The sequence below is a fragment of the Bdellovibrionales bacterium genome (assembly GCA_016716765.1).
Classification (GTDB): Bacteria; Bdellovibrionota; Bdellovibrionia; order Bdellovibrionales; family UBA1609; genus JADJVA01.
Genome location: JADJVA010000004.1, coordinates 380,010 through 405,869 on the forward strand (window position 1 = coordinate 380,010; position 25,860 = coordinate 405,869).

Consider the following 25,860-nt stretch of genomic DNA (forward strand, 5'->3'; position numbering starts at 1 on the left):
AAGGATAGTACCGATTGAGGGAAAGAACTTCAGGAAACAAGAGGAGAGCCCGAGACGTGGTGATGTGGGGAAGATATTTGCGACCAACTGGCTTTTTCATCTGTGCCTCAGGTTTTGGCCTCTTGATTGTTTTTAACTCTTGCGGTGGAGATTTCGCTCCCCGGGCAAGTGTCTGTCGCGCGGCAGACTCTCCGCTCGGAAATCTCGTCAGAAATACTATTGCTGAGAAATCTTTTGAGCGCCAATATTCATCTCCGTTTTCAGCAGAAAAGGTCCTCTTGGGAGAATATAAGATTTCGAATGGCAGCTTCCAAGGCTTCCAGAAAGTCACGGACAGTCCAGAAATATTGCCAGTGGGATCAAAGCTTGTCGCCCTTGTCGACACCTCCTGTCTGATGAAGATGAAAACGGAGAATCCTGTTCCAGAATTGCTCAGTATGGAGTTAACCAAGGATCGGCCCATTTTTAGTGATTTGGATAAGCAAGCCTTCAGTTTTGAAACCTCAAAGCCCCTAGCTGTCAGTGATCTCGAAAACGAAGCCAGGAAAGACGAGTGTCTTTTGGGGGTCAGCTACAACCGCACTTACAAAATGCAGGCGACATTTAATGACCCAGAGGCGGTCAATCAAGGGCATGTGCGTGCTCTTAGATTGTTATCCACATTTGATGGCTTTTACGATCAAACAAATGGCATGCCTCTGATCAACAATGGCAGAGAACCAATCATTGCTATCATTGATACGGGAGTTGACTATACGCACCCAGATCTTATTTCTAGAATGTGGCGAAATCGAAATGGCGTTGGCATTGATGCCTCAACCATTGGAACTTCGGCCGTGAACTATGACCCTATGGACAACTCCTCGATTTCCCACGGCACGCACGTTGCGGGTTTGGTTGCAGCCGCTGGAAATAATGGAGTGGGCCTCATTGGCATCATGCCGTTTTTTGCAAAGATTATGGCAATTCGAGTGTTCTATTTTCGAGAAAATAGCTATGAAACGACGAGCGAAGTTGTGTCTAACGGAATCCGATTTGCCTATCAAAATGGGGCGGATGTCATTAATTTGAGTTTAGGGCGGCTAACCTCCGGTTCGGACAGTGATCCATTTTATCTCGACGCCATTCGTGAAGCAGTCAATCGAGACAGTGTGGTCGTTGCGGCCATCGGCAATTCAAGCAGTGCATCAGCGCCAGGACGTCAGGTCGATGGGGTTAACCTGACCTCATTGCCTGCATTGTATGGTGAATCCATTCAAGGAATGATATCGGTTGGATCCATTGACAGCAATACCAATAATTGGAGCACCTTCAGTCATTTTAGCCCAAGATATGTTGAGCTCTCAGCCCCGGGAGCGGAAAGTCCGAGTTTGGGTCTTCTTTCAACTGTAACTCCTGTCGCCTTTCATCAGAATCTGCTGTATTCTCGACTTTCTGGAACTTCAATGTCGGCCCCAATTGTTTCTGGTGCCGCTGCTCTGACAATCGGAATTCTGCGAAATACGTTTGGAATGAAGCCAAAAGCCGCAGAAGTGGAAAGCCTGCTTGCAGGCAGCTCTTTTAGGGATAGTAAACTGACTGGTTACTTTAAAGAAGGACGGAGAATGGATTTTGAGGGTTTGATGAGTCTGATTCACAAAACCTATCCAGAGACAGTGGGCGCAAGTGGAGTTTTTTCTTCTCGAGGCTGCCCATAGCCGCTATTGTGTAGGAGAAATCCTCGCGGAATGAACCTTCGACTTTTTGATTTAGCAACTTTGTTGGAGAAGGCCATTTATGTCAGATAACCATGTGATATTCACGGATCTTATCTTGATTTTAGGTTCAGCTACTTTGGTAGCCACGATCTTTCACTCCTTGCGACTGCCGCCAATCGTCGGTTTTCTTATTGCAGGCATTTTAGTCGGTCCACATGGACTTGGATGGGTAAAGACCGTAATGCGAGTGGAACTCCTCACCGAAATTGCCGGTATTTTATTGATGTTCACGATCGGATTGGAGTTTTCTTTGCGTCAACTGCGTTCCTTGCAAAGAATTTTTCTTAGCCTTGGAGGGGGGCAGATGGGGATGACCATAGGAGTCAGTTTGCTTGTCCTTCGGTATGGATTTGATCTTTCCTGGCCCCAGTCATTTTTCTTTTCATCGATCATTGCTCTCAGTTCGACTGCTGTGGTTTTAAAACTATTAAAAGAGGGAAGAAATCTCGATTCTCCATTTGGACAGACATCGCTGGCAATCCTTCTCTTCCAAGATTTTTCTGTCATACCTCTGTTGCTGACTGTCCCGCTCTTAGCGGAGGGTGGCGGCGAGCATCTCATTCAATTTGATCCTCTCATGATCGGCATGTTTCTTTTGAAATCTATGGGGCTTATTTTGTTCATTGGAGTGTGTGCAAGATGGATCGTTCCTTTTGTGCTCGATCGAGTTGTTCGAACCCGTAGCAGCGAGGTATTTTTCTTTTCGGTCTTATTTATTTGCGGCGGAACGGCACTGTTGATTGAAAAAATAGGTCTCTCTCTTTCTCTTGGGGCTTTTTTTGCTGGCCTTATGATATCTAGCTCCCCCTTTGGAAAACAGGCAACCGCCGAATTTGCTCCTCTGCGAGATAATTTTTTGGGATTATTTTTTGTTTCAATCGGAATGCTGCTGAGTTTGGATTTTCTTGCATCAAATACGCTCCAGATATTGGCCTTTGCTCTTGGCATTTCTTTGTTAAAGTTCATATCTATCTATTTGGTCCTGTGGTTTTCTGGCCATACCTCTTCTGTTGCCTCCGTCACAGCCTTGATATTATTTCAGATTGGTGAATTTTCATTTATTCTCGCGGATCGTGGCAGGGTCCTTGGCTTAATGTCGGATAGACAGTATCAGTATTTTTTGGCTGTCTCCATCATTTCACTGATCCTCACTCCCCTACTTTATCGAATTGCGCCAAAGTTGGGGTTTCGAGACAAGCCCCTCAGCATGGTTTCTCAGCGGTTTCAGAATCTTGCAAAAAGTCTGAAAATTCATTGGATCAGGAGTTTGATTGGCAGCTCATCAACGAACCAGGAGTCTGCTCCTCAGGGTGGTCATTCGCTTATTATTGGGTTCGGAATTGCAGGACAGGAAGTTGCTTCAGCGTTAAAGTCACTTCGCCTGCCTTATCGAATCATCGAAATGAACGGAACTTCAGTTCGGGAGGGTCTTAAACGAGGTGAACCTATTTTTTTTGGAGATGGTTCAAAAGAAGAAATACTTCATCAGGGCGGGCTTGAGCGAGCTCATTTGGTTATACTTGTCGTAAATAGTTTGGATATTACCGAAGCAATTTTACGAACCATTTATCGGATTCGCCCGGAAATCAAAGTTCTTGTTCGTTTGCAATATATGCGTGATTTAGAAAAAATGGATTTTAATCCAAATCTTGAGCCCGTCATTTCTGAATTCGAAACTTCATTGGAAATATTGGCCCGTACCCTACGTGCCTATGGAGCGGACGAGAAGCAGATTTATGACTTTACTCTGGAAGCTCAGCAACGGTTAAAGAGTTCTCGAAATGGAATTAAGGAGTCCGAGCGAAGAACAATAGACATGCCCGCCTGGCAAGCTCTGGCAAATCTTTACCCCATGAAATTAAAGAGCGATTCCTATGCCGCAGGAAAGACTCTCGGTGAGCTTGATTTACGAAAGCGCACTGGAGCCACACTTGTCTCTGTTTTTCGTGACGGATTAGGCGTTGCAGTGCCCGATGCCAATTTTTCTCTTGAAAGGAACGATACGCTATATTTACTCGGTACCAGCGAGTCTATTAAATCCGCAGAATTACTTCTCGCTGGAGAAGCAGCTATCACCTGAATTTATACCGTCTGCTTATTAGATTGAAAATACCTAGAGTATCGAAGACATCAACTAGGCCACTCGGAAAATATTTCTTGGCCCTTAAAACAATATTCCTGTGAACTTGCTCAGACCGATATAGTTGCAATCGTTTCTTCACAAACGCGTGTTTTGGCGTCGAGAGAATTTCTTCAATTTTATCTACAAAATCAATGTCCTGCCTGTAGCTGATCCATCCTCTCAATAGGGCCATTGCTGCCAGCTTTTCCTCGTCTGATAACTTAGAAAATTGCTTTCCAACTGCTGTCCCCTGCCCATTCTCTGCTAGAAGACCGACTTCACGAAGTATCTTAATTGCCTCCTGGCCAGGCTCAGGATTGATCATATTTCTCAATCTTGATATGTCATTGAGAGTCCATGCGCGGTGGACAAAATCATATTCATCCGAAAACGCATGAGCCTCTTCGCGAAAGACGCCATTTAGCCTATTCAGACGCAATTCAGCTTCATTGAATGCCAACTTTGGGTCACTGTGACCCCCATGTAATCTCAAATAATGACTTAATTCATGTCGTAAAGTAACTCGGCTATAGGGTCCTGAATGAAGGATTTCCATCACCAGTCGAGGTAAACGGTCAGGAGAGAACCGAACGGATCCCTGTTGCCTGTTGTCTTCGGACATGTCGTAGTCCGTGTCTTCCAAGCCTTTTAGGAGAGCTTCCATTTTTTCATCGGGAAAGGAACTAAAATCTTCCGCAATGATCTGAGCCAGAATTTGATCAACGCGAGTCAACTCGTCCGCCCAATTTTGATCAACTGCAAATTGTTTTGCGAAAAATCTAAGGATTCTTTCTTTGATTTGGGCAGGTGGTGACAAGTTATTTCGGCAAGCTGAAGCCTCTGCCAAATTCTGAGAGATTAAAAACAACGGCCCGGCAATGAAGCAAATGAGGCCGTGAAGAAGACAATTTTTGGCATTAGATCGTCTAATTTGGCACAAGGGAGTTTCCTTAAGCAGCTCAAGGGTAAATAGCAAGCTCATAAGTACTCTATAGCAATACTCGGGCCTTTCGCTGACCAGAAAAAATTCAGGTTCCCTTGCAGGTGGATTGTGATTGAGAGTCGTCTAGAGAATGTCGACCCAATCATCTTCTCCCTGTCGCAATCTGACTCCGACAAGAAGTGATCCTAGGCGCTTTTTTAATTCAATAAAGCAATATTCTGCGATGTTTTCTACTGTTGGGACCCGTACTTTGAAAAAATCGACTTCATATCCCAAATGCTTTTTGTTGAGGAGTGCAACGACTTCTTTCAGATCTTCTTCTACGTCGGTGAGATTGACGACTAAACTGGTCTTTGGATCGCGGTGCCCAGCCAGACGCGCTTCCAATATAAAATTATACCCATGGCCATATTCGCTACAGGAATCACCAAACACTTTCTGATTTTGGTCTTCGGTCCAGGTAAAATTAAAATATCTCACTCCGGCACTGAAATAAGCCTTTCTCGATAAAATGACTAAGGATGATTTAGACATTGGCTCCTCATAATTCAAAAAAAGTGACCAAACCAAGTTCCCCGAAGCTTGACTCTAGTCGAGGCCTGTCCAAGAATGGAGGATATATTTTCTGCGTCATTTTTACTGTGAGGCGAGCATTCATGGGCAGACTATTTTTCGCTGTGATCGGAGTTTTGGTGGCTCCCCTAATCCAATCCTGTTCTAATTTATTGGTAGAAATGAGCAGTGAGAAAATCTCTCTTGCGCCCACTGAGACAACTGCTACCCGAGAAAACCCGCCATTGGTTTCAGCAATTGATTCCTCAAGTAAAATTCTACCTTCTTCGCTGAAGGTGGAAAAACAGACAGATAAAACTGACAAAAGCGAAATTCAGTATGATCAAAACGAAGTCTCATCCATTTGCAATCTTGAGTTGGCGCGGCTTCCAGGTCCATTAAAGAGTGAAGATTTTGCCAAAGCTTGTAAAAAAGCTCAGGTGCTTCAGGGATGTGTGAGCGAGGAGAGACGTCCAATATTTCATTACGAAAGATTAAGCAGTGATTCGAAAGGAAAAAAAATTCTTGCTTTGGCCCTTATTCACGGGGATGAACTGCCCAGCGGCAGCGTTGCGCGGGCATGGATGGCGAGACTTGAAAGCGTTGAGCCGCGTAATTCCTGGAGAGTTATTCCTGTTTTGAATCCCGATGGATTTGGCAAAAAAACCCGTGTCAATGCCCGCGGAGTTGATATCAACCGCAACTTCCCGACAGAGGGATGGGAGCGTGAAGCTGTTCAAAGATGGAAATCAATGAGCAAAAGCGATCCTCGTCGATATCCGGGTCCGAATTCAGGAAGTGAAATGGAAACTCGCTGCGCGATGAAGCACATTGAGGATTTTAACCCAGATTTTATTATTTCGATACATACCCCGCTCGGAGTTTTGGATTTTGATGGGCCGAGACTGAAGTATCCCCGTTTTGAGCCCCTACCTTGGATATCATTAGGCAATTTTCCGGGCAGCTTAGGGCGTTATATGTGGAAAGATCATAACGTTCCCGTGCTGACGATCGAGCTCAAGGGGTCTGGAGGCCTAAAGAGACTTGAGCAGTTTGATCACCTCCAGGATATCTCAGGCACGGTGGCCATTCAGTCTAACAAAGCCAAGGAAGAAAAGAACTAGATGAGCCTCACTCCTTCCCTAAAAAAGCAACTTCTTGATGCCGCCATAAAGGCGCGATTGAATTCTTATAGCCCCTACAGTAAATGCAAGGTCGGCTCGGCACTCTTGATGGATGATCAACGAATATTTTCTGGTTGCAACATTGAAAACGCCTCCTACGGGGCCACCATCTGCGCCGAAAGGTCTGCGATATTTTCAGCGATCGGACAGGGATTTAAAAATGTGCAAGCCATATTGGTTGTGACAGATTCTCTCGAACCATGGCCTCCCTGCGGGATGTGCCGTCAGGTCCTGAGCGAATTTGCCTCAGCAGAGGTCCCTGTTTTCCTGTGCAACCTCGATGGAGTTGTGAGAGAGAAAACCCTAGGAGAGCTCTGCCCTCACTTTTTTGGGCCTCTCCAACTATCTTGAGCTTTTTTCTTGATACCCCGGTCAAATTCCAGCAGTCAGTCCGCGGTTAATCTCGTCAGTCTCAGGTAGGTAGTCCTCATAGATCATAGCAATCGCTCTCGGCAGGAATGAGACTGAATAATCCCCTCCTTTTCAGCCGCTTTTAGCCAAGCAGGAAATTCTTTTAATATTTTTTGCAATAAAACTTCTTCGGGCATTTCGGTTAAATCTTTAGCCGTCAATGCAAAGAAACCTGTATTGTCGATCCGGCGACCCTCAAGTGTATCCAGTTTTTCTAAAACGCCATAACCACTTCCTGCCCAACCGACAAACTGAAGAAAAATTGGAACACCATCGCTAGCCATAGACTTAATTTTCTCACTTATGGCCCTTGAGCTCCCGACTCCGCCATCATGAACAACAATAGCAAGTACCGGTTTTTTTGTTCCCGCATAATCTCGGCTCAACATTTCAAGAAGGGCAACCTCGTCATTGCTGGAGCCAAGTCCTGGAAATATCCCGCTCCAACCGGAATAAGGCTGTCGAGATATCCCTAAATCCTTCAGTTGATCCGCATTCAGCTGATTCGCATCGTAACCAAGTGCGTGCAAGATATCTTCCTGATTGGAGTAAGACTTTCGAAAAATCTTTCCTAAAAATCCCCCTTGAGTTGTCTGTTCATAGGGCATGCGGCTTTGTTGTGCTCTCTTTACAAACTGCTCATAATTTTCCAGTGTAATAGAATCACCGACCTCGTCCCCTGTCGTATCAATCGACAACCTAGCGCAATGGGAGGCAAATGCGTAACAGGGAATGGCCCCATCAGGGTCTAATCGTAGAGCCAAGGGTACGATGCGATTAATTAGCCTTTGAACACCCTCAGGGTATTGGCTCTGCATTGATCCGGATGCATCCAGGACAAGGAGAACATCCGCAAATATTTCACCCAAACCCATTTTGTCGACAAGGACATTCACTTTCTTTGCCAAATCCACGAGACCAGGCGCTTTTTTTGAAATCTTTTCCAGGGTGATTTTGTTCCTTTGCTCTGCAGTGGAGGGAGGTGGTTGGAGTGGCTGTGCGGGTGATTCAGGAACAGCAGGTTGAGGGGCCGACTCTTGGCCTTTCATTTCCGGGTCGTCAGCTCTCGCTCCACCGAAGGATTCAAATAAACTTGCAAATCCGCCCTTAAACCCATCTCCCTGGGTCCTTATTTTCCAACCATTGCCATGCCTGTAAAGAGTTAACAGGAAAATCGCTCTTTCTTCGGTCAAGGATCCAACTTGAGGTGAGAAGATAGCAATTTTATTTTCTCCCGCTCGCACAATAGTAGTAATGAATTCAAGATCTTTAACCATCGGATCTTGCGCGTCCCCTTCAAGTGAGGTAGCGAGAGCTAAACTCAGCTCGGTTACTTCTGTGGGGATCTTGCCCAGCTCGACACGAAAGATGGTTTTGTAAATTTTAGATTTTTGATCCAGTTCACGAGTGACGATCTCAACAGACTTATCTGGAGACTGCAAATTATTGTAGAAGAGCGTCCACTCATCGGCTTCGATTTTATTTTGTCCATTAAGACCAAACAGAAAAGCCGGAATATCATCTAGCTGAAGATTTCTTGATGATATTTTTTGCGGTGCTTGTGTTAGCACCTCCACAAAGAGCGAGCCCTTTGCATCTGCATCAACAATTGTTAATCTGGCTCCACTTTTAAGCGGTTCCGGATCCCCGGCCATTGCAGTCAAGCTTGGTGACGAGACTGAAAAAAAGAGCGGGATCATGACCGTCAAAAGAAAGCAGGAAAGTCGCTTGCAAAGAAACTGAATGTCAGAAAAAAGAGAAGTGAAGAGATTAAACACACTAAACATAGAATTTCCTCTCGAGGGGACCAACTAGCTGGCGCAAGCCTTGCCACAGGTCTGACTTCAGGACAACTCAAATATTTTTTATGATCGATCCGTGACGAATCGTATGAAAAAATTATGAAATTTTTTGCAGACCCCTTAGAGCCCCGGCAGAAGAGTCTATTTAGAATTTAAGAAATGCATGATACGGGGCTTTAAGCCGAACTCCTCCTTCGAGAGCCTTTAATTCCATGAGAAAAAGATGGGTGACGACATGGGCGCCACATTTTTTGACCAGGGTTTCTGCGGCAGAGGCTGTTCCTCCAGTCGCCAAAACATCGTCAATGATCACAACGCGACTCTCTTCCGAAAAGGAATCCTTGTGCACTAGCAATGAGTCTGAGCCATACTCCAAATCATAGCTGTGGTTCACCGTTTCGCGAGGGAGCTTGCCTGGCTTACGAGCGAGGACCAAGGCAATTTCCCTGTGTTGGGCGACTGCGGCCCCAATAATAAACCCACGACTTTCGATGGCGCAGAGATGTGTTACATCAGAAGGGAGTTTCTCTGCGAATTTCATGGCCAGCGATTGAAATGCCGCCCCGTTCGCGAAGATGGGTGTGATATCCTTAAACAAAATCCCCTTCTTTGGAAAATCGGGCACATCCAAGATCAAAGAACCAATGTCGCTCATTTGCCAATGCTTCACTGTTTATCTCCCGTCAGCTCTAAAAAGCCCAGTTCTTTAGCCCTCTCCAAGTCTTTGATGCCTATTTCAAACACATTGATTCCGGTGCCATGAGCTCCGCAAAGAGCAATGACAAAACCGTCGCCCTGCCCCTTTTTCTTTGAGAAAATCTTTATATTTTTCAGTTCTCTTGCCATTTTATTGAGCGAGATGGATGTCCCAGGCTCACACTGCTTACCCCCATCTTGCTTGTAAACAAAAACGCGACGTTCGGGGTTTTCAAAATTTGCGGCTTTGTCACTTGAACTCTTTTCATTTGCGGCAGCTTGAGCATGCCCTTGGGATAGAAGGTCCTTTTGATATATCATCTGACCATTGCTTCGACAATTGCCAACTGTACACGAACAGAGAGCACAAAAAATGACGAAAGTTGCCAGAGTTCTCAACTTTGCTAACCCCACGGCCAGTATTTTGTGCGCAAATTCCATCCGAGGCGAATCCTATAGAGGAGCGCATTTGCGGACATGAAGTAGAGCTGGCCGGTTTGCGTATCCAAATAGGGACTTGAGGTGATGCCCCTGCCGGTATCAAATTGATCCACCCAATTGCCTGTGGCAGCGTCTAGAACTTGAAGCGAACCGCTCGATTCCCCATAAACCAATAGGCCGCGGTAAACAACAGATTCTGTCGCAAAGCCCTTGATGCCCGGTCGACTCCAAAGAACTTTCCCGGAAGCCTTGTCTAAGGCCATCATCTTTCCTGAAGTTGAGCCGTAGTAAAGAGAATTTTGATTCAAGGTCACTGGGGAATAGCCGCCTTCGTCCACTTTCCAGCGGATGTTTCCTTTGTCCTTATCAAGGCAATAAAGAGCGCCATCAAAGCTCGATACGTAAATACTATCGCCTTCAATCACAGGAGTGGAGTCCACATCGCGAAACCGTTTATTCTGATTGAGTTTTTGCTCCCAAACGAGAGTTCCTTTTTCTTTATTCAAAGCCACAAAGGATCCATCGCTGAAGCCTGAGTAAATGAGAGGTCCGACGATCACGGGACGGCTGGCTCCCCGAACGGAAATCTGAGAGGGATCCATGCGATTGTAGGTCCACGCCACTTGTCCCGAACTCGCATCCAATGCATTTAAAATATTGTTTCCAGAAACAAAATAAACTCGGTTGTCTTGAACTAAAGGCTCACCGAGAACTTCAGCTCGAACGGGAAACGTCCACTCGGTTGCGCCTGTGCCTAAATTGAGAGAATAGAAAAATCCATCGCTGGATCCAAAGAAAAGCCTGTTGTCGATAGCCTGAGCTCCTCCCTCCACTCCACCTTGAAAGGATCGAGACCAAATTAGTTTTCCTGTTAATCGATCATAAGTCACAAGTTGGTCGATGGCATTTCCTGCTACAACGAATTTTTCTGTTACGACGGGCTTCATTCGGTTGAGACGGCGAAAATCCAATGACTCCTCTGCAAACGTGGCTTTTATCCACTCTCGTTCGATGATAAAGTCCTTTTTCTCAGCGTGCAGCTTTTGCAGAGGAGTTAAGGAACATCCTAGAGCACCAAGTCCGGTCAATGTGACAATAATGAATGCAGCTATTCGACGGTGCTCCATAACCTCTCCTTATAAAGATTAACAAAAAAACAGAGGAACTATCGGCTCGCCCCAGTCTTATCGAGTTCTATCAATCTCAAATAGGCCTTGGCTGCTTTCCCCGCATCCGTAGAGGAGAACTCCTGGCTGGCTCGAAGATAATGCGTTTTCGCCTGGTCGAGCCTTCCCAACTTTTCCTCCATCAATCCTAACTTAAGAATAGCTTCGGAATGAAGAAAGGAAGATCCCTTGTCCTTCAAAACCTGATCATAGAGAGCTTTTGCTTCTTCCTGTTTATTCATGGCTGCAAGGGCCGATGCTAACTGCATTTGAACCAATCCGAAAAAGACGCCGTTTTTTCCAGCAGTGGGAGATATTTCCTTTAAGATTTGATGGGCCCGGTCAAAGTTTTCGTATTCCATGTAGATAGAAGCCAACTGGATACTCCCAATCAAAGCAGCTTTTGAGCCCATATTGCTTTTGATCTTTGTATCGAAGTCACCCAAGAGAGAACCATAATCAGCGTCGATATTTTTATCACTGGCCTTTTTTTTCGTCTCTTTTCCGTCCTTCTGAGTGGTTGATTCATTTTTACTTAGAAGATCGGCTTGAATTTTATAAATCTTTGACTCCACTTCATACAGTGCCTCCTGGGCGCGAGTCTCTCTGAATTTTAGGTACCAGCTCCAACCTCCAGCGGCTGCCCCAATAACAAGCAAACCACCGAGGACTGAGAACACAAGTTTGCGATTCTTCTGAATCCACAGACCCACCATATCTGAAGTGGCGATGAAGGAATCAGGACCCTTAATGTCGTCTTTATCTAGCTTTTTAGTCACGTTTCAAACTCCGTTTTATTACACAATCTGGGGTCAGAATATGATCCGAATGAACCAGAAGTAAAGCTCCGATATTCATATCGTGGCTTGGATTCTGGCATCGGGGCCAAAGTTTCTACCCAACTATTTTTATTCTTCTGTTTATCTACCTATTTTTGTCTATTTGTCATTTCCTTTAAAGTTGAAAAGGGTCGTGAAGTGCGGCCGTGATGGTGCTGCTTCAATCCTCCGATGCATCGAATTCGGGCCTCTGCGAGGCGATCGGCTGCTCGATGCGTAGCAATATTATCGTTTCTAGCTATTTGAAAAACGTTGATCAAATTGTCATACACCTGATTTGTCTTCTCAAATGAACGTTCCGAAGAATACCCCTCGAGCTCTACAAAAACATTCATCAAGCCGCCTGCATTGATCACGTAGTCAGGAGCGTACAAAATACCCATTTCCATGAGGGCGTCCCCATGCCGATACTCTGCGAGCTGATTGTTAGCGCCGCCAGCCACGATCTTGCACTTTAGCTTGGACAGACTTTGATCATTGATAACGGCACCCATGGCGCAGGGTGCGAAAACATCGCATTCGCTGGTCACGATCTCTTTGGGATCGATGACAGAAAGGTTAAATCTTAAGGATATTTTTTTTGCTCGATCCTTGTCTATGTCAGCAATTGTGACCACAGCGCCCTCTTTTACGAGGTACTCAACTAGGTGGGATCCCACATTGCCCAGCCCCTGTACGGCAACTCTCACACCCGAAAGAGAATCCACACCCAACTTATACTTCACGGCTGCTCTGATTCCCATGAGTGTGCCATGTGCTGTGTAGGGGCTTGGATCACCTGAGCCTCCGAGAGCTTTAGGGATTCCCGTGACATAAGGGGTTTCCATGAAAATATATTCCATGTCATGAACCGTTGTTCCGACATCCTCAGCCGTAATGTACTTTCCGTTGAGGGAATTCACATAAGCTCCAAAAGCTCTAAAAATACCTTCGCTTTTATGCTTTTTGGGGTCTCCTAAGATGACGGCCTTGCCTCCACCCAGATTCAAGCCAGCAGCGGAAGCTTTGTACGTCATTCCTTTTGATAAACGAAGGACATCTATAAGAGCCTCTTCCTCATTGGCATAATCCCACATTCGCGTCCCGCCAAGTGCAGGGCCTAGAGCTGTATTATGAATGGCAATGATAGCCTTCAAGCCCACTTCCTTGTTATGGCAGAAAATGACCTCTTCATGGTCCCCGTGCTTTTCAATTAACTCAAAGCTCAACATCTCGGCCTCCACCCATTTCTTTTTGGCTCAATCAAGGTTTTATTCAATTGTCCTTTAGGTTGATGATGTCCCAAACACCTTAGAAACTGGGCCTATTGCGGGCAAGTAAAAAATGTGTCCTTCGCCTCGGTCAGATCATAATGTGAACTATAACGCATTTCATCAGGCAGTTGTCTGTGAGCTCCATCGATATGATCCGATTGTTGACTCGGCGCGCTCTTGTGCGGTAACAGCTGCTGCTTATGAATCAGTCTAGATCTCAGGATCAGTGAAGCCCCTTTTACTATTTTTTTTGAACCAGTGCATTTTCTCTGGAGGCAAATCTCTGTTCTATCAAAAATATCTCTTTCCATGTTTCCTTGCCGCAGGTTTTTTGGTTTTGGCAGTCGAAGCTCCGGCGTCGCTTGAAGACTTTGCTCGTGTTCCAACTTTTGGTTCCTCGCCTGGCACGGCCGTGGACAGACGAGGGTCCTGCATAAGGCAACTGATATCTGAGCCTAGGCTGATGCCCGACGAGCAACTGCCAATTGGTGATTTGACCGAATTTGTGAAAACCGACGGATTGAGTCCCTGGTTTTTATTTTTGAGGCAATCGGATTTGGCGAACGCCCAACTTTCAGCAGATCGCATCTTTGAACTCGCTGAAATCTCTCAAAAGATAGAAAATTACAGTGCTGAGGTGGACCATTTTTTGGACTCTCCAGACGTAGCCATAGATCGAAAACTCCGGGTCCTGCTGTACAATCTGGCATTTGTGGCCCAGCTTGTTCGAAGTGGATCAGAGGAAGTTGCTGATATTGTTCGAACACAGCTGGCGATTAGTGATTTTATGGTGCGCCAAATCCAGTGGCTTCAGCATCCCGTTTTCATTGACATGATTTTGTTTGCCTATTCGCACTTTGAAAGTGGCAATGCCGTGGGAGGCGCTGGGCCCGTTGCGATACCGCCTCCTGGCCATGAACCTGGGGTGTTTGATAGCTCTCATGTAGTCCCTCATTTTGGCACATTTAAATTAGCTACGATGAGATCCTCCGCAAATGAGCCTGTCGAAGTCACTGTTGAACCTGATTTTGTCAGCCTTGGTGCTTTGCAAATTTTATTTGAAAATTTACTATCACCTCGTCACGGCGCTAAGGTTGTCGCTGAGACGGCCTTATTCATTTACACAATATACTCTCGGTCGCAACTTTCTGTACGAGACTCCCAATTTCAACGGAAATATATTTTCTTAGATGAGAGGGAGAATCGATCGAACCCCCCAGAAGGGGGGTCTCGTTTGCCACTGAAGAGGCTTATTGAAGATACTTTACGTCCAAGCCTCCTCGATTTTCACACACATCCCTTGATCACTCTCTTTTTTTTGCAATTGGATTTACATTTGTTTGAAACTATTCAACGAACGGGACGACAACTTTCTTTTGAAAATGCCAATGTCTTAAAGATGTTCTCTCCCGTCTTCGCCCGGGTTCTCGACTTTAATTTTTTTGAGGATCTTTTCGCTCTTGATGATCCCCCTGTTGCCGATTCGGAGTCGAACCAGCCGGTGTCATACGGGACAGCTTCCGTAAAAGAAGATGATCCTCAGATAGCGCTCCATATGTTAAAGGCCAGTGGTTATGCTTATGAGCATATCAATAAAGACGCAGAGTTTCTTCGTAAATATTTTCAGCGCTTGGGAAGAATTATAAATTCAGGTCGCTTGAAACACTCAGATCATTTTTTCAACTCTTTGCCAAAATCCCATGCGATCTACACCATCCGTTCAGGCCATAATCACCCGCCCTCATCTTCAAATCCTCTCGTGTACAATCTGCCTTCTTCGGTTGCAAGGACTCTCCTTTTTTCTATTTTAGAGTTATTTCTAAAACCTCATTATTTTTCTTCTCCATACTCTTTGGTTCCGGAGATCTTGAATTTTAAAATTGGGCCAGCCTTTATCCTCGATGACGGGGACGGGAAGCCGCCAACTCCCGACGCAGGCGGAAGTTTTGCAAATCAGGCTCAATTTTTGCGCAAAACTCTTGGAATCCCCAGCGACCTCCCAACAAGCAAGAGTTTGGATGGTGCCCCACCTTTTTCTTTTGTGCTGCCTTCGCAGTCGAATTTAGTCTCTCGATCTGCCGCCGGTGAATCCGATGGTCAGTCAACAGTTTTCAGCCGTGCATTGGATGGCTTCTACAAATGGAAATTAGGTTTTCGAGATTTAGGTACTCGAAAGGCTCAGGAACGGAATGCTCCTCAGAAAAGAAGAAAAGAAGATAGTCGCCTTGAGCGAATCAAACCAGCGTCCTATTTTGGATTATCCAATCGGAATAGAGGCCCCCTTGAGGTTGAGAAAAAGAGACATTCTATTGAGTTACAAGAGGACATTCTAAAGCTGAGTTCTTTTTCTGCTGCCAACGATCTCGATCGTTCCTTTAAAGCTAAATACTCTTTCGCACTCATCGTTCAACGTTTTAAAGCCGAAATTGAAAAAATTGATGCAGACGTAAGAGAGATTCATGGTTGGGCCGTGGACAAAGAAAACGGGATCATTCATTGGATGAATTACCTGTCACTTACATGGCTCCAGAAAGTCAGAGGTGTTGATGAAGAGGATCTCAAACTCGTCATTGAAAGAATAAATCATGATTTAGAACTTTATTTAGAAGTCAGAGATCTGTGCGAAAAAAATGAGAATATTCCGGTTGTTCAACTGATACAGACTCAACTCAATAAGAGAATAGAATTAACTCGAGAGATAAGGGACTCCTTAATTTCTATTTTCTACCACTTGATTGTCGAGAACTCTGATGGCACCCGAAAAGGAAATGAACTTCACAGGATACGTATCAGAATGATCCATATAGGATTCGAATTTCCTGATTAGGCTTGAAGGTTGAGAGAAGGGAGGTCGATTTTTTTAGAACCTTCACTTCATACCTTCCAAATGATGAACACATCGTGTTTGAATCCACTGCTGTCCGGTTTAAATTGTAGATTGAATTGAAAAAGGCCCGATTATCCGGCATTTAGAGACGTCATTACCACACAACGTTTTCCAAATGAGGAGTCAGGCCTTGGCACAAAATACTGTTTTTGGACAAGTAGTCAAATTAATCCCGCGCACGCAGTTCGAATCTTTTGTAAACAAGCACGAGGGTGATCATGGTGTCAGATCACTCGATTGTTGGACCTGGTTTGGGGCATTGCTTTTTGGCCAGCTCACTGGCCACGACTCGATTCGCTCTATCGAGAGAGTTTTTGCAAAAAATGATTCAAAGATAAAAAAACTTGGATTCAATGCCGTTTGCAAAAGCACCTTGGCCGATGCAAATAAAAGTAGGCCTCTCGAGATTTTGGAAAATACTTTCAGTTACTTACTAAGGAAGGCGCAACAGCTTGCTCCAAAAAATAGTTTTCGATTTAATGGCCATATCTCCGTTCTGGATTCGTCCTCGATCAGTTTAAGTTTAAAACTTATGCCATGGTCACAGCAAACCCGCACCGTTGGTGGCGTTAAGCTTCATGCTGCAATCGATTTGGCCGGAGATTTACCCGAGGTCATCGTTTTAGAACCCGCTCGTATTCAGGATTTGCGTGTCGCTCGAAAAGAGTTCAAATTTAAAAAGGGCACTACCGTTATCTTTGATAAAGGCTATTCCGATTTTGAGTGGTTTCGCGATCTGAACGACGCCGGAGTTTTCTTCGTTACCAGATTGAAAACCAGCATTAAATTTAAAGTCGCTAAATCCAGAGTCACGGACCGAACACGAGGGCACATTTGCGATCAAGAAATTTATTTCAACGGTCCCGTCGCTAAGCGAAAAATGCGGTCAAAAACAAAGCTACGACGGATCAGCTACCGCGATCCGGACACGGGAAAAAAACTTATCTTTCTAACAAACCGCTTCGATCTCGCGACGCAGACGATCTGTGACCTATACAAAGCCAGGTGGAAAGTGGAACTTTTCTTTAAAACTCTAAAGCAAAACCTGAAAATTAAAAAATTCCTTGGAAATAGCTTCCACGCTGTGAAAGCGCAGATTTGGGTCGCGTTAATTGCGTATTTGATGGTTCAGATTTGGCGCTTCATGCTGAAGACCAGAATCAGCATCCCCGATGCCATGGCGGTGATTGGGACATTGATCCTTTTAAAAGAGCCACTAAAGCGACTCTTAGGGTCGATGCCACGTAAAACCCGCCACCCGCCTGACAAACAACTGATGCTGCCTATCTAATTTAAACCGGACAGCAGTGGTTTGAATCACGTAATCATAATATTTCTTTTCAAATTCCTTCAAAACATCAACTCGGTCTGTGATCTGATCAAGGTACTCAGTTTTATAAATTTTCAAGAGCCATTTTGTCCCGCTATAAAGTTCATATTTAAAATTCAATTCTTGCGCTCTTTCAACTGAAAGTCTCGTTGCCAATATATCCAAATAATGTTCCCAAAACATAATAGATTTAAACATCTCGCTAGATACGTTTTGAGACTCTGCCCATTGAATCTTAAATCTCATTTCGGTTTTGTTGAGTTCTGATTTTACTCTATGGGCAATATTATTCTCAGGGAGTGATTGAAAAGAAGTACCATAACTTTTCGCTAGAAAGGATTTTATTGTTGGCAAATCATCAGGATAACCGAATTCAATGAGTCGCTCTCTTTCCCAAGTCTTTGGGTCATCATGAATTCTCAAATAATTGAGCAAATGTCTTTCTAAAACTGCCCATTCGGTTCTGCTAACTGAAGCCGAGAACAACTCTTTTTCCTTCAAAAACCTTTCGCCAGCTTCTACAACTTCAAACTTATGGCGATAGGTAGATTCAAGAGACTTGGCGAGTGCTATTCCTGATCTGTATGAAATTTGCGCGGCTATCGGTTGTGAAAATATAAAAGCCATGAGAACGGCAGCTAAACTCTTGTTGCATTTCACGATAGTTAGTGCCCTCTTTCTTGGTGATTCAACTATATGCATGCCCCTTCCCCTACCGGAAGTCTCAAGCAAGGACAATTATTTGGAGTGATTGGTAAAAACTACTGTAGCTTCTCTTAAAAATATCGTAATATTTTCCGAATCCGAACCTAATATTTAGATTGAATAATTCAGAAGTCCGGGTTTTCAACTTTAAACGACTCTGAATCAGAATACAAAAATGATACTTTGCTGCTTTCAGAATTACTTTGGATCTGCAGCCAACCTATTTCGACATGTCCTTATTTTATTCCCCTGGCGCTGACGGGCCTCGAATATTCTCTCTGCTTCAGTCAGCTTAATACGCAGGTCCTTGAGCCCCTGTTCCAGTTCATTTCGTTTTTTCACATCGCTAATTTTAGGCAAATGATTGATAATGAGAAGAATGAGATGTGCTCTCATTCGAGCGATATCAAATTTTGAGAGGGGCGAGTTCGTTTCAGGTCCTTTTGCAATAGCAACCCACTTGAGTGTATTCAATTGTTCACGATAGAATGGTTTTTTGAAGAAGAGATTCAGAGGTGCTTTTTTTGGAGTGGCTCACAATTTCCGGCCCCTCTCTGCGCACCCACGCCGGTTCTTTAGAAGGGTGTTCTGTCTTCTTTCAGAGGGGTCCCCTTTTCGGGCCGAAACTGAGCAGTTTTACGATATCTAAGCGTTCTCTGCGTTCTGCGGACCCTGCGATTTCCTGAACTAAATCTGGAGAAGGTCCGATGAGGTCACCTAATTCTCTGTTAAATACAGTTCGGAAAAGAAGCTCGGCACAAGGTTCCCAAGGAGCGCAATGGATGGCATTCGATGCTTTTCTAGATTCACTTGCATGCCACTCAGCGCGATCAAGAGTCCCGTCGGCAGAAAAAGTAAAAACTGCGTCTTCTATGTATTTATCATCAGATACGTCGCTGCTCAGGGACCACGTGACCGCAATGTCAGCGAGTAAAGGACTTCCTTTCCCAAATACCCAACGGGCATAGGTTTCTGTAGCCATAAATGCAAACCTGCCATTTCGAAATTGCCTCAAAGGTACTGACAATTTATATTCCAAGCTCGTAATTTCAGAATGAGATCCGATCTGTACAGAGCCTTGAGTTAATTCATAATGAATTTTTACCTCCGAACCGTCAGAAGGAACCTTAAAACTCTTTATGAGATGGAATCGTGTTGTATCTTTCCTGGGATGAGTCGCCCTTTCCAAGGTGAGGCCTTCGCCGAGATCAATATCGATACTCGACAGGTAGCGGCCTCCAGGTCGACTCAGTTGAAGCGTTTCAAACGATTGATCATCATAAACTTGCTTTCCATTTCTTTCATGAATGGTTACAATGGGTAACTTAAAAGCAGGGGTTGAGACACGAATGTAATACCGTGAATCAGAATCAATGTTCACATATCGTGAATTTGGGCCCAAATAGCTCAGGCATCTGCTCGCTCCAACGGCCGAATTAAACTCAAAAGCAAAAAGACCCACGACAAAAGATAAAAATATTTGGAATTTCATCCGCCCTCTATATGTGAGCTCAAAGAAAATGACAAATGTTTTGGAATGATTGGCAAAAAATTGCCTTGTGGTCTCCATCAGAAAATCATTTTCCACATGAAAACAGCAAGTAATCCTAGAAAGTTCACTAGAGCAACTAGTTTCCAGCCCAGCTCTATCGAAACCTGGCGTTCCGCAGTATCGAGAGATCTGGAGTCTTCAAAATCTTCAACCCTTTTGATCAGTTCAGTTTCCAAACGATTGTTCTCGCTTTTTAGATAAGAGATTTGCCGTTCCAATTCCGATTGAACTTGGTTTAGTCGTTCCTCCTGGACCTTCGCCACATCTCCTGAATTAAATGAGTTTTGTGGGTGCCATCCTGGCTGTTTATCAATCAGAGCCATATACCACTGAAGGGCTCTAAATATGTGAGGAGGTGCCGAGTCTTCGTTCTTGGTCCACCTTGTCCATGCAGAAGGGTCAACCAGCAAGAGCTGCGCCATTTTTCGGCGACTCAAGCCAAGAGAGATTCGTATGTCTTCGAGGTGCCCAATTTTCTTCTGAATGACTGCAGTCTCAGCCTCATATTTGAGTCGCAGGGAGGTCTTTGATCTGTCAGCGCCCCCTTTTTCACGAAGTTTTGCCTCAGAATATGACTCAAAAACCATGCTTTTCGATGCATATTCAGCATCGATTTTAGGTTGAATTCTCCTGGGCTCCAATTCGGAATTATCCTTTGTCTCCTGATTTAGTGTTTCCATTTATCATCCTTAATATTGTGTTTTACATAATCATTATTGTGAAATACAATGAAATATGAAGCAAATCACAATTGGATAGAGAGCGCCGCATAAAATTGTCTAAAATTCGTTTTGGATAGACAGGTTGCATTCTTGACCCTGCCCTCCATATGCCTACTTTCAAATTTGACTGTAACTTATAGTTATAAGTCACAGTATTAAGTAGTTGATTATATTTAATTTAAAGAGTGTACTGGTTAAGGTCTTATACTTGATCGCATAGCATTGGATTGCGTCAACCGCAATGACTCGATGAGTATAAACTAAAGTTAGTTATACAAAAACCACACGCGAGGTATATGCAGCATGGCAAGCACATCACGCTATTCACTCAACAAGAATAAGTACCTTCTTGATCCTGAATTTGAAAGGCTAGAGTATTTACTCAAAAGCCATTTAAAGAGAGACCCACGCAACTGTGTATTGCTTTTTTTGGCCTTAAATACGGGAGCTAGAGCCACCGAGCTGCTCAATCTCGGCCAGAAAGATATCAATGTTTACGAATCTAGTCTTTTTATCAAGGGGATAAAGGGCAGCAATGACCGAGAGATCCCACTGCCGCATTGGCTATTTGGGGAGCTCCAACAACTGGCTGCCAGGGCTCCTGACAGAGAAAGACTATTTCCCATTGGCTACAACAGATTTCGGCAGATATGGGATCTCTATCGGCCCGTCCCCAAAAAACTTCACTCCCTGCGGCACACATTTGCCATCAGGCTTTATCGAAAAACAAAGGACTTGCGACTCCTACAGGTTGCCCTCGGCCACCGCAATATTACAAATACAATGGTCTACGCTGACTATTTGTATTCCCAGCAGGAGCTGAGAAAACTCATTCTCTAGAAGCTAAAAAAGGTCCTTCACTGCCGAGAAAATCTCAACTTCCGGAGCTAGAGTCATTTCTTTGTTTAAGCTTCCACGAACCAATTTTTTAGTCTCTTCGGTGAGGCTGTTACGCAATTCTCCCAAAAATTTTGGAGGAGCAACCAGTATGAGACTCTCAAAGTCAGATTTACATCGGCTTTTTTCCAAAACTTCTGCAATGGCCTTTGAGAACCGCTGCGCCAACTGGCGTTCGATATCAACCTCTGTTCCTGTCGTGTGTTTGTGAGTCCGCGTGTAGCCCTTAAGGGTCGGTCGCTCCGCCGTGAATTCATGTATCTTGTCGCGGCCCTCCGGGAATTCGAGACCTTTTACAAACTTTATCCCTTGCGTAAGCGATATAAGACGAAACACCTTCGCATGGCTTTCGTCAGCAACCAGAATCCAGGCATTTTTATTTGGCATCAGAGAACCTCCTCGATACCCATGGTCTTACAAGAAACGTGACACTCCTGCACCTGTATAACGAATCTAAAGAAAATAATGGGAAATTCTTGCGATCTCTGGGTGAATTCTGAGTCTATTTGTCCCTATCCTATTTACTGGGTGCAAAAGAGTACAGATTCTGCCATTAGAACCTGATAGTCAGTTCCAAAAGGCTTTGCCTTTTCGATTTGATAAACAGGTTCTGTAAGATTCTTGTTATGGACGCACTCTTTAATTTTCTTCACTTCTTCGGGTCGAGATTGAGTCCACTTTATCTGTGTATCGTTGGCTATTGCGTTCTCATACAAGTCCATTTCTCGAGGCCGCCAAAGCTCATCAGAGGAGAGGCTGGGGTCGATAGGGACATCAAAATCCGGTGTAATTCCCCTTCCTTGATGTGAAAGGCCACTCGACTGATAAAATTGGTGGCTTGTATAGAATAACAGAACTCTATTCTCTTTTGAGCCTCCGATTACCACAGCGTCCTGAGCCGTACCCTTCCCAAAGGATTGTTCTCCAACGATCCATGCACGCTGAACCTCCTGGAAAAAACCAGCAACGACCTCCGCTACGCTCGCGGTGAACGAGTTAATCAGCACCACTAGGTTGAGCTTGGTCACCTGCTGATGATCCGTCATCATCAAGAGCAAGGAGTTTTCTTTCAGGTTTCGCACCTTGGCTGCAATGCGATTCTCTCCTGAAAACAAGCCCGCAACACAGCTGGCCTGAGCCAAAAAACCGCCTCCGTTGTTCCTCAAATCAAGAACAATTCCTTCGGCTCCCTGTCTTTCGACCTCGAGAATCGCTGTTTTAATTTGCTTGCAAGTAGATCGATTTTCATCGGTATTGAGAAAGTCATTTAAAGCGATATAACCGTACATTCGACCCATATGTTGAATAAATTCAGGCACCACAATATCAGTCGTCACATCAGCTCTCTGAACCACCACTTCAAGAAGGTTGTCGCCTCTTTGTATCTTGAGAGTGACTTTGGTTCCAGGATCCCCTAATAGCAAGGGTGCAACTTGATCGACAGAAGGTGATTGATCAAAAACTGCCGTATCGATGCCCAAAAGAACATCATTGTCCATGATACCGGCATTTTCAGCGGGACTTCCTTTCAAAGCGCGCAAGTACAGCTTGTTTCCTAAAGGCATCACCAGAAGACCCAGACTACTTTTCTGAATTTCATTGATCTTATTTGATTGCAGATCGTTAAAGCTTTTTTCATCAATGATATACGTATGAGGATCGTTGAATTTAAGATATTTATTTATAGCAGCGGCTGTAATTGCTGATTCACGATTTTCATTTCCTGGCTCACTCAATAGTTTGTCATATAAATTGATGACAGCCTTATCTATATCTAACTGGGTTTCCCGATGAATCAAATAAATTTTCCCATACAACTCTAATTGCTTTCTTCTTTCATTTTTCTCATTTTCAAGGTGCAATTTTGTCTGGAATCCATTTCTTAGGCTTTGGTCGTCCGCAAGGACCTCTTTTGGAAGAAACCCTACGCTCCCCACCGATCGTAGCCTCTCTGGAGCCTCTTTTTTTTGATCTACAGCCAATTGCAATGCTGGTCTCAGTTGCCCAGCAATTGCATCAAGAACAAGTAGGCAGAGCTTAAATGCATCACCCGATTTTGAGCAACTTCGATTGTTAATGAGTCCAAGAACTTGAAGTCGACTAAGGCCCGTTTGTCTCCAATAGTAGACTTCTTTCTCAGCTTCGCTCATGCTCCATGCAGGACGATAAGATCCAAAAAGAAATCCCATTCCAACCACAAACAAGAATTTTCGTGCTTTGTAAACCGAGCTCCGCAGACAGATTTTAGCACCCACTCGACGACTCCTCCTTAAAGGAAGAAAAAACACGGACTCTAGCATTTCCCTCAGATAATTTGTATCCACCTTAAAATTCTTACAAACGCCAAGACAAATAGTACGATTATTGCGACAATCCGGACCAGATGAAAACGCTTTTGATGATCTTGATGGTTTTTTTGCCGTATCGCTTTCTACAACTTCCTATGCAAGTTGGCATTTACGAAGTTGCCTCATGCTTCTATTGGGTCAAAAGCGAGATACTGCTGGGAAAAACACTTGCTCAGAGTTCAGTTAGTCGAGATACAAGAGATCGCCATAAAGGGAAGATTGACTCGCCTTTTTGAAAATTTTTCTTTCGCTTTTCCTGCTGGCCATATCGTCAATTGTGAACCTCTCACCACTTTTCCCTTGTCGGGAATAAGTGGGAGCATCAAGCGGATGGCGTCTCATGATGCCACCTCAAATCTTGATGATTCCTGCTTCGCCGAGGCCATGGTTGTTGGGCGCCCTTTCGGCCGTACAACAGAGCCTTTCCTCTCCACAGGCTGATGAACGGGGTAGGACCCACCCTCGTTTTGAATATTTATTGCAGCATTGATGTCCCTATCGTGATGAGCATGACATGACTCACATGTCCATTCCCGATCGGAAGTGTGAGTTCGCTGTTCACGAACCCGCACTGATGGCACATCTTAGAACTTGGAAACCAAGTCGATATAAAATGCAAATGTTTGTCGTATTGGACAGCATACACCTTCATTATCTCAACAAGTCTTCCCCATGACTGAAACGCAATTGACTTTGCCAGTCTTCGGTTTTTCATCATGCCCTTCACATTGAGTGTCTCCATCGCTACCACTTGGTTCTGGCGGTAGATATTGAGAGCCAATTTGTGAAGATAGTCCTCCCTTTGGAACTTTATTTTTTTCGTGCAACTTTGCAAGCTGTAATCTTGTTTTTCGTAGTTATTGGAGCGATCTTCGCGCTTTTCTGATTTCTGCATATCTCGTTGGCGCTGCATCTTCTTTTGAAGCCTGCGCTTGCTCTCGAGCGTTTCAATGTCTTTGGAACCTGGATCTTCTCGCCATCACTCAGAACAATCTGCTTGATGTTCAGATCCACCCCCACGATCCCATCATGGGTTGAAAGAATTTTCTCCTTCGTATTGAATTTTGTGACGATGCTGACGAAGTATCGTCCACTTGCAGTTTTAGAGATGGTGGCGGCACCGAACTTTGCACCGTCTGGAAATTCTCTATGCATTTTCATCGGTATCCAAGTCTTGTATTTTGGAATAAATACGCAAGTTTGTCCCGACACTGATTTGATTTTTGGTTGTGGGAGTGAAAAACTTTGCGCAGCCAACTTCTTTTTGAGTCTTGGCTTTTACCGCGTCCTGCAAACAGATTCTGATAGGCGACATCGAGATCGTGAGTTGCAACTTGCAAGGATTGACTTGGCACGTCACTCAGCCAGTCAATGGCTTCTTTCCAGATGAGGAGATGTTCTTGCATCTCTGTGCGAGAGAGTTTCTGTATCCCATCCGCGTACAGCTCCTCGTTTATCTTTAGAAATTGGTTGTACACAAAGCGAACCGAGCCAAATATCTTCCCTAGATGCCGTTTCTGCACCGGTGAGGGAAAAATTTCGAATTTGTAGCGTCTTGTGAGTTGCTTCATTTCCTTGTTTGCTTTATTATTAGTGTTATGAAAAGTCAAATCAAAGAAAAAACGAAATTACGTGGACATTTTCACGCCGTTTACAGTCTCAACTATCACTTAGTGTTAGTAACCAAATATCGAAAAAGATGTCTCAAGCCGGAGCAATTAGAGTTTCTAAAGCAAGAGTTCAGCAGACTTTTTTGTGAATGGGACTGCAGACTCCTCGAGTTTGGCGGCAAAGGAGACCACGTTCATCTTCTCTTTGAAGCACACCCGGCGATGAATCTTTCAAAGCTCATCAACAACCTAAAAACCGTAACGAGCAGACTTATTAGGAAGAAGTTTCCAGCACACCTGAAGAAATATTATTCGAAACCTGTTTTCTGGACTCGAGCCTATTGTCTCATTTCGACGGGCGGAGCGACACTTGAGGTCAAAAAAATATGTAGAAAATCAGGAAAATGAAAAATCATCCTGATTTCAAGACCTCCTCCATCCATGGAGGAAAGTCGAGTTTCATTCATCTCCACCTAAATCAAAGATTTTAGATGGAGAATTCTGAAACGGGTTTGTTAAACTATCTCCCTCCCGAACGCCTCGACAGAGGTCTGGGTCTCGTTGGATTTGTGGATCATCGTAAGTGGTTAGCTTTCCTATTTCAAAATGATCATGCTAGGCTTTCTCAAGAGACTCTCACCTT

At 44.4% G+C, this 25,860-nt stretch carries 25 protein-coding genes; 8 read left to right on the top strand and 17 right to left on the bottom strand.

The annotated features are described in order from the left end of the window. The first annotated feature begins 59 nt into the window (after positions 1-59). Positions 60-1,697 (top strand): S8 family serine peptidase, encoded by a 1,638-nt coding sequence (locus tag IPL83_02930; protein ID MBK9038110.1) that lies wholly within the window; start codon positions 60-62, stop codon positions 1,695-1,697. A 79-nt stretch (positions 1,698-1,776) separates the two neighbouring features. Beyond that, positions 1,777-3,837, top strand: coding sequence for a cation:proton antiporter (locus IPL83_02935; GenBank protein ID MBK9038111.1), 2,061 nt, complete (start codon positions 1,777-1,779; stop codon positions 3,835-3,837). Here the strand turns inward: IPL83_02935 and IPL83_02940 are convergent. Then, a complete protein-coding gene (locus IPL83_02940) occupies positions 3,830-4,861 on the bottom strand; it encodes a hypothetical protein (protein MBK9038112.1) in 1,032 nt (343 codons plus the stop codon). The genes IPL83_02935 and IPL83_02940 overlap by 8 nt on opposite strands. A gap of 84 nt (positions 4,862-4,945) precedes the next feature. Next, positions 4,946-5,356, bottom strand: coding sequence for a 6-carboxytetrahydropterin synthase (locus IPL83_02945; protein ID MBK9038113.1), 411 nt, complete (start codon positions 5,354-5,356; stop codon positions 4,946-4,948). Between the two features lie 122 nt (positions 5,357-5,478). Between IPL83_02945 and IPL83_02950 the strand changes: the two genes are divergently transcribed. Then, entirely contained in the window at positions 5,479-6,498 is a 1,020-nt protein-coding gene (locus IPL83_02950) for a DUF2817 domain-containing protein (GenBank protein ID MBK9038114.1), read from the top strand. Next, a complete protein-coding gene (cdd, locus tag IPL83_02955; GenBank protein ID MBK9038115.1) occupies positions 6,499-6,909 on the top strand; it encodes a cytidine deaminase in 411 nt (136 codons plus the stop codon). 83 nt (positions 6,910-6,992) lie between these two features. On the opposite strand, the gene IPL83_02960 is transcribed toward cdd, so the two are convergent. The 6 genes from IPL83_02960 to IPL83_02985 all read right to left on the bottom strand — a co-directional run bounded on the left by IPL83_02960 (position 6,993) and on the right by IPL83_02985 (position 13,124). Then, positions 6,993-8,756, bottom strand: a complete 1,764-nt coding sequence (locus tag IPL83_02960) for a VWA domain-containing protein (protein ID MBK9038116.1) — start codon at positions 8,754-8,756, stop codon at positions 6,993-6,995. Between the two features lie 160 nt (positions 8,757-8,916). After that, complete coding sequence (locus tag IPL83_02965) at positions 8,917-9,426, bottom strand: adenine phosphoribosyltransferase (protein ID MBK9038117.1); 510 nt, start codon at positions 9,424-9,426, stop codon at positions 8,917-8,919. 11 nt (positions 9,427-9,437) lie between these two features. Continuing rightward, positions 9,438-9,908: a hypothetical protein gene (locus tag IPL83_02970; protein MBK9038118.1), complete on the bottom strand. Its 471-nt coding sequence runs from the start codon at positions 9,906-9,908 to the stop codon at positions 9,438-9,440. After that, entirely contained in the window at positions 9,872-11,035 is a 1,164-nt protein-coding gene (locus IPL83_02975; GenBank protein ID MBK9038119.1) for a PQQ-binding-like beta-propeller repeat protein, read from the bottom strand. The genes IPL83_02970 and IPL83_02975 overlap by 37 nt, the downstream gene beginning before the upstream one ends. A gap of 38 nt (positions 11,036-11,073) precedes the next feature. Continuing rightward, positions 11,074-11,853: a hypothetical protein gene (locus IPL83_02980; GenBank protein MBK9038120.1), complete on the bottom strand. Its 780-nt coding sequence runs from the start codon at positions 11,851-11,853 to the stop codon at positions 11,074-11,076. A 149-nt stretch (positions 11,854-12,002) separates the two neighbouring features. Then, positions 12,003-13,124 (bottom strand): Glu/Leu/Phe/Val dehydrogenase, encoded by a 1,122-nt coding sequence (locus IPL83_02985; GenBank protein MBK9038121.1) that lies wholly within the window; start codon positions 13,122-13,124, stop codon positions 12,003-12,005. Between the two features lie 373 nt (positions 13,125-13,497). Here IPL83_02985 and IPL83_02990 point away from each other — a divergent pair, with 373 nt between their 5' ends. After that, the gene (locus tag IPL83_02990; GenBank protein ID MBK9038122.1) at positions 13,498-15,993 is read left to right on the top strand and encodes a hypothetical protein; all 2,496 of its coding nucleotides are present in this window, start codon (positions 13,498-13,500) and stop codon (positions 15,991-15,993) included. 190 nt (positions 15,994-16,183) lie between these two features. Further along, on the top strand, positions 16,184-17,344 hold the full coding sequence (locus tag IPL83_02995; GenBank protein MBK9038123.1) for an IS4 family transposase: 1,161 nt from the start codon (positions 16,184-16,186) through the stop codon (positions 17,342-17,344). Here the strand turns inward: IPL83_02995 and IPL83_03000 are convergent. From IPL83_03000 to IPL83_03015, 4 genes are all read right to left on the bottom strand, one after another. Then, a complete protein-coding gene (locus tag IPL83_03000; GenBank protein ID MBK9038124.1) occupies positions 17,282-18,085 on the bottom strand; it encodes a hypothetical protein in 804 nt (267 codons plus the stop codon). The two genes, IPL83_02995 and IPL83_03000, sit on opposite strands and share 63 nt — an antisense overlap. A gap of 201 nt (positions 18,086-18,286) precedes the next feature. Continuing rightward, positions 18,287-18,562 (bottom strand): hypothetical protein, encoded by a 276-nt coding sequence (locus IPL83_03005; GenBank protein MBK9038125.1) that lies wholly within the window; start codon positions 18,560-18,562, stop codon positions 18,287-18,289. Positions 18,563-18,686: 124 nt separating this feature from the next. Beyond that, entirely contained in the window at positions 18,687-19,580 is an 894-nt protein-coding gene (locus tag IPL83_03010; protein MBK9038126.1) for a hypothetical protein, read from the bottom strand. Positions 19,581-19,657: 77 nt separating this feature from the next. Then, the gene (locus tag IPL83_03015) at positions 19,658-20,320 is read right to left on the bottom strand and encodes a hypothetical protein (protein MBK9038127.1); all 663 of its coding nucleotides are present in this window, start codon (positions 20,318-20,320) and stop codon (positions 19,658-19,660) included. A 345-nt stretch (positions 20,321-20,665) separates the two neighbouring features. Between IPL83_03015 and IPL83_03020 the strand changes: the two genes are divergently transcribed. Next, complete coding sequence (locus IPL83_03020; GenBank protein ID MBK9038128.1) at positions 20,666-21,202, top strand: site-specific integrase; 537 nt, start codon at positions 20,666-20,668, stop codon at positions 21,200-21,202. Positions 21,203-21,205: 3 nt separating this feature from the next. Here IPL83_03020 and IPL83_03025 read toward each other — a convergent pair whose 3' ends face one another. From IPL83_03025 to IPL83_03045, 5 genes are all read right to left on the bottom strand, one after another. Next, positions 21,206-21,646 (bottom strand): host attachment protein, encoded by a 441-nt coding sequence (locus tag IPL83_03025; GenBank protein ID MBK9038129.1) that lies wholly within the window; start codon positions 21,644-21,646, stop codon positions 21,206-21,208. A 134-nt stretch (positions 21,647-21,780) separates the two neighbouring features. Further along, a complete protein-coding gene (locus tag IPL83_03030) occupies positions 21,781-23,514 on the bottom strand; it encodes a PDZ domain-containing protein (GenBank protein ID MBK9038130.1) in 1,734 nt (577 codons plus the stop codon). A 431-nt stretch (positions 23,515-23,945) separates the two neighbouring features. Further along, positions 23,946-24,179: a transposase gene (locus tag IPL83_03035; GenBank protein MBK9038131.1), complete on the bottom strand. Its 234-nt coding sequence runs from the start codon at positions 24,177-24,179 to the stop codon at positions 23,946-23,948. Continuing rightward, the gene (locus IPL83_03040; protein MBK9038132.1) at positions 24,083-24,520 is read right to left on the bottom strand and encodes a transposase; all 438 of its coding nucleotides are present in this window, start codon (positions 24,518-24,520) and stop codon (positions 24,083-24,085) included. The genes IPL83_03035 and IPL83_03040 overlap by 97 nt, the downstream gene beginning before the upstream one ends. Before the next feature lie 244 nt (positions 24,521-24,764). Then, complete coding sequence (locus tag IPL83_03045; protein MBK9038133.1) at positions 24,765-25,178, bottom strand: helix-turn-helix domain-containing protein; 414 nt, start codon at positions 25,176-25,178, stop codon at positions 24,765-24,767. Between the two features lie 27 nt (positions 25,179-25,205). Between IPL83_03045 and tnpA the strand changes: the two genes are divergently transcribed. Beyond that, a complete protein-coding gene (tnpA, locus tag IPL83_03050) occupies positions 25,206-25,625 on the top strand; it encodes an IS200/IS605 family transposase (GenBank protein ID MBK9038134.1) in 420 nt (139 codons plus the stop codon). Positions 25,626-25,860 lie beyond the last annotated feature (235 nt).

Excerpts from the sequence above, each read along its gene's own strand:
- IPL83_03010 (MBK9038126.1), bottom strand. The coding sequence starts at position 19,580 with ATGAAATTCCAAATATTTTTATCTTTTGTCGTGGGTCTTTTTGCTTTT.
- IPL83_02950 (MBK9038114.1), top strand. The coding sequence starts at position 5,479 with ATGGGCAGACTATTTTTCGCTGTGATCGGAGTTTTGGTGGCTCCCCTA.
- tnpA (MBK9038134.1), top strand. The coding sequence starts at position 25,206 with ATGAAAAGTCAAATCAAAGAAAAAACGAAATTACGTGGACATTTTCAC.
- IPL83_03045 (MBK9038133.1), bottom strand. The coding sequence starts at position 25,178 with ATGAAGCAACTCACAAGACGCTACAAATTCGAAATTTTTCCCTCACCG.
- IPL83_02945 (MBK9038113.1), bottom strand. The coding sequence starts at position 5,356 with ATGTCTAAATCATCCTTAGTCATTTTATCGAGAAAGGCTTATTTCAGT.
- IPL83_02960 (MBK9038116.1), bottom strand. The coding sequence starts at position 8,756 with ATGTTTAGTGTGTTTAATCTCTTCACTTCTCTTTTTTCTGACATTCAG.
- IPL83_02935 (MBK9038111.1), top strand. The coding sequence starts at position 1,777 with ATGTCAGATAACCATGTGATATTCACGGATCTTATCTTGATTTTAGGT.
- IPL83_02975 (MBK9038119.1), bottom strand. The coding sequence starts at position 11,035 with ATGGAGCACCGTCGAATAGCTGCATTCATTATTGTCACATTGACCGGA.
- IPL83_03000 (MBK9038124.1), bottom strand. The coding sequence starts at position 18,085 with ATGCATATAGTTGAATCACCAAGAAAGAGGGCACTAACTATCGTGAAA.
- IPL83_02965 (MBK9038117.1), bottom strand. The coding sequence starts at position 9,426 with ATGAGCGACATTGGTTCTTTGATCTTGGATGTGCCCGATTTTCCAAAG.
- IPL83_02940 (MBK9038112.1), bottom strand. The coding sequence starts at position 4,861 with ATGAGCTTGCTATTTACCCTTGAGCTGCTTAAGGAAACTCCCTTGTGC.
- IPL83_02985 (MBK9038121.1), bottom strand. The coding sequence starts at position 13,124 with ATGTTGAGCTTTGAGTTAATTGAAAAGCACGGGGACCATGAAGAGGTC.
- IPL83_03040 (MBK9038132.1), bottom strand. The coding sequence starts at position 24,520 with ATGCAGCGCCAACGAGATATGCAGAAATCAGAAAAGCGCGAAGATCGC.
- IPL83_03020 (MBK9038128.1), top strand. The coding sequence starts at position 20,666 with ATGGCAAGCACATCACGCTATTCACTCAACAAGAATAAGTACCTTCTT.
- IPL83_02970 (MBK9038118.1), bottom strand. The coding sequence starts at position 9,908 with ATGGAATTTGCGCACAAAATACTGGCCGTGGGGTTAGCAAAGTTGAGA.
- cdd (MBK9038115.1), top strand. The coding sequence starts at position 6,499 with ATGAGCCTCACTCCTTCCCTAAAAAAGCAACTTCTTGATGCCGCCATA.
- IPL83_03025 (MBK9038129.1), bottom strand. The coding sequence starts at position 21,646 with ATGCCAAATAAAAATGCCTGGATTCTGGTTGCTGACGAAAGCCATGCG.
- IPL83_03015 (MBK9038127.1), bottom strand. The coding sequence starts at position 20,320 with ATGGAAACACTAAATCAGGAGACAAAGGATAATTCCGAATTGGAGCCC.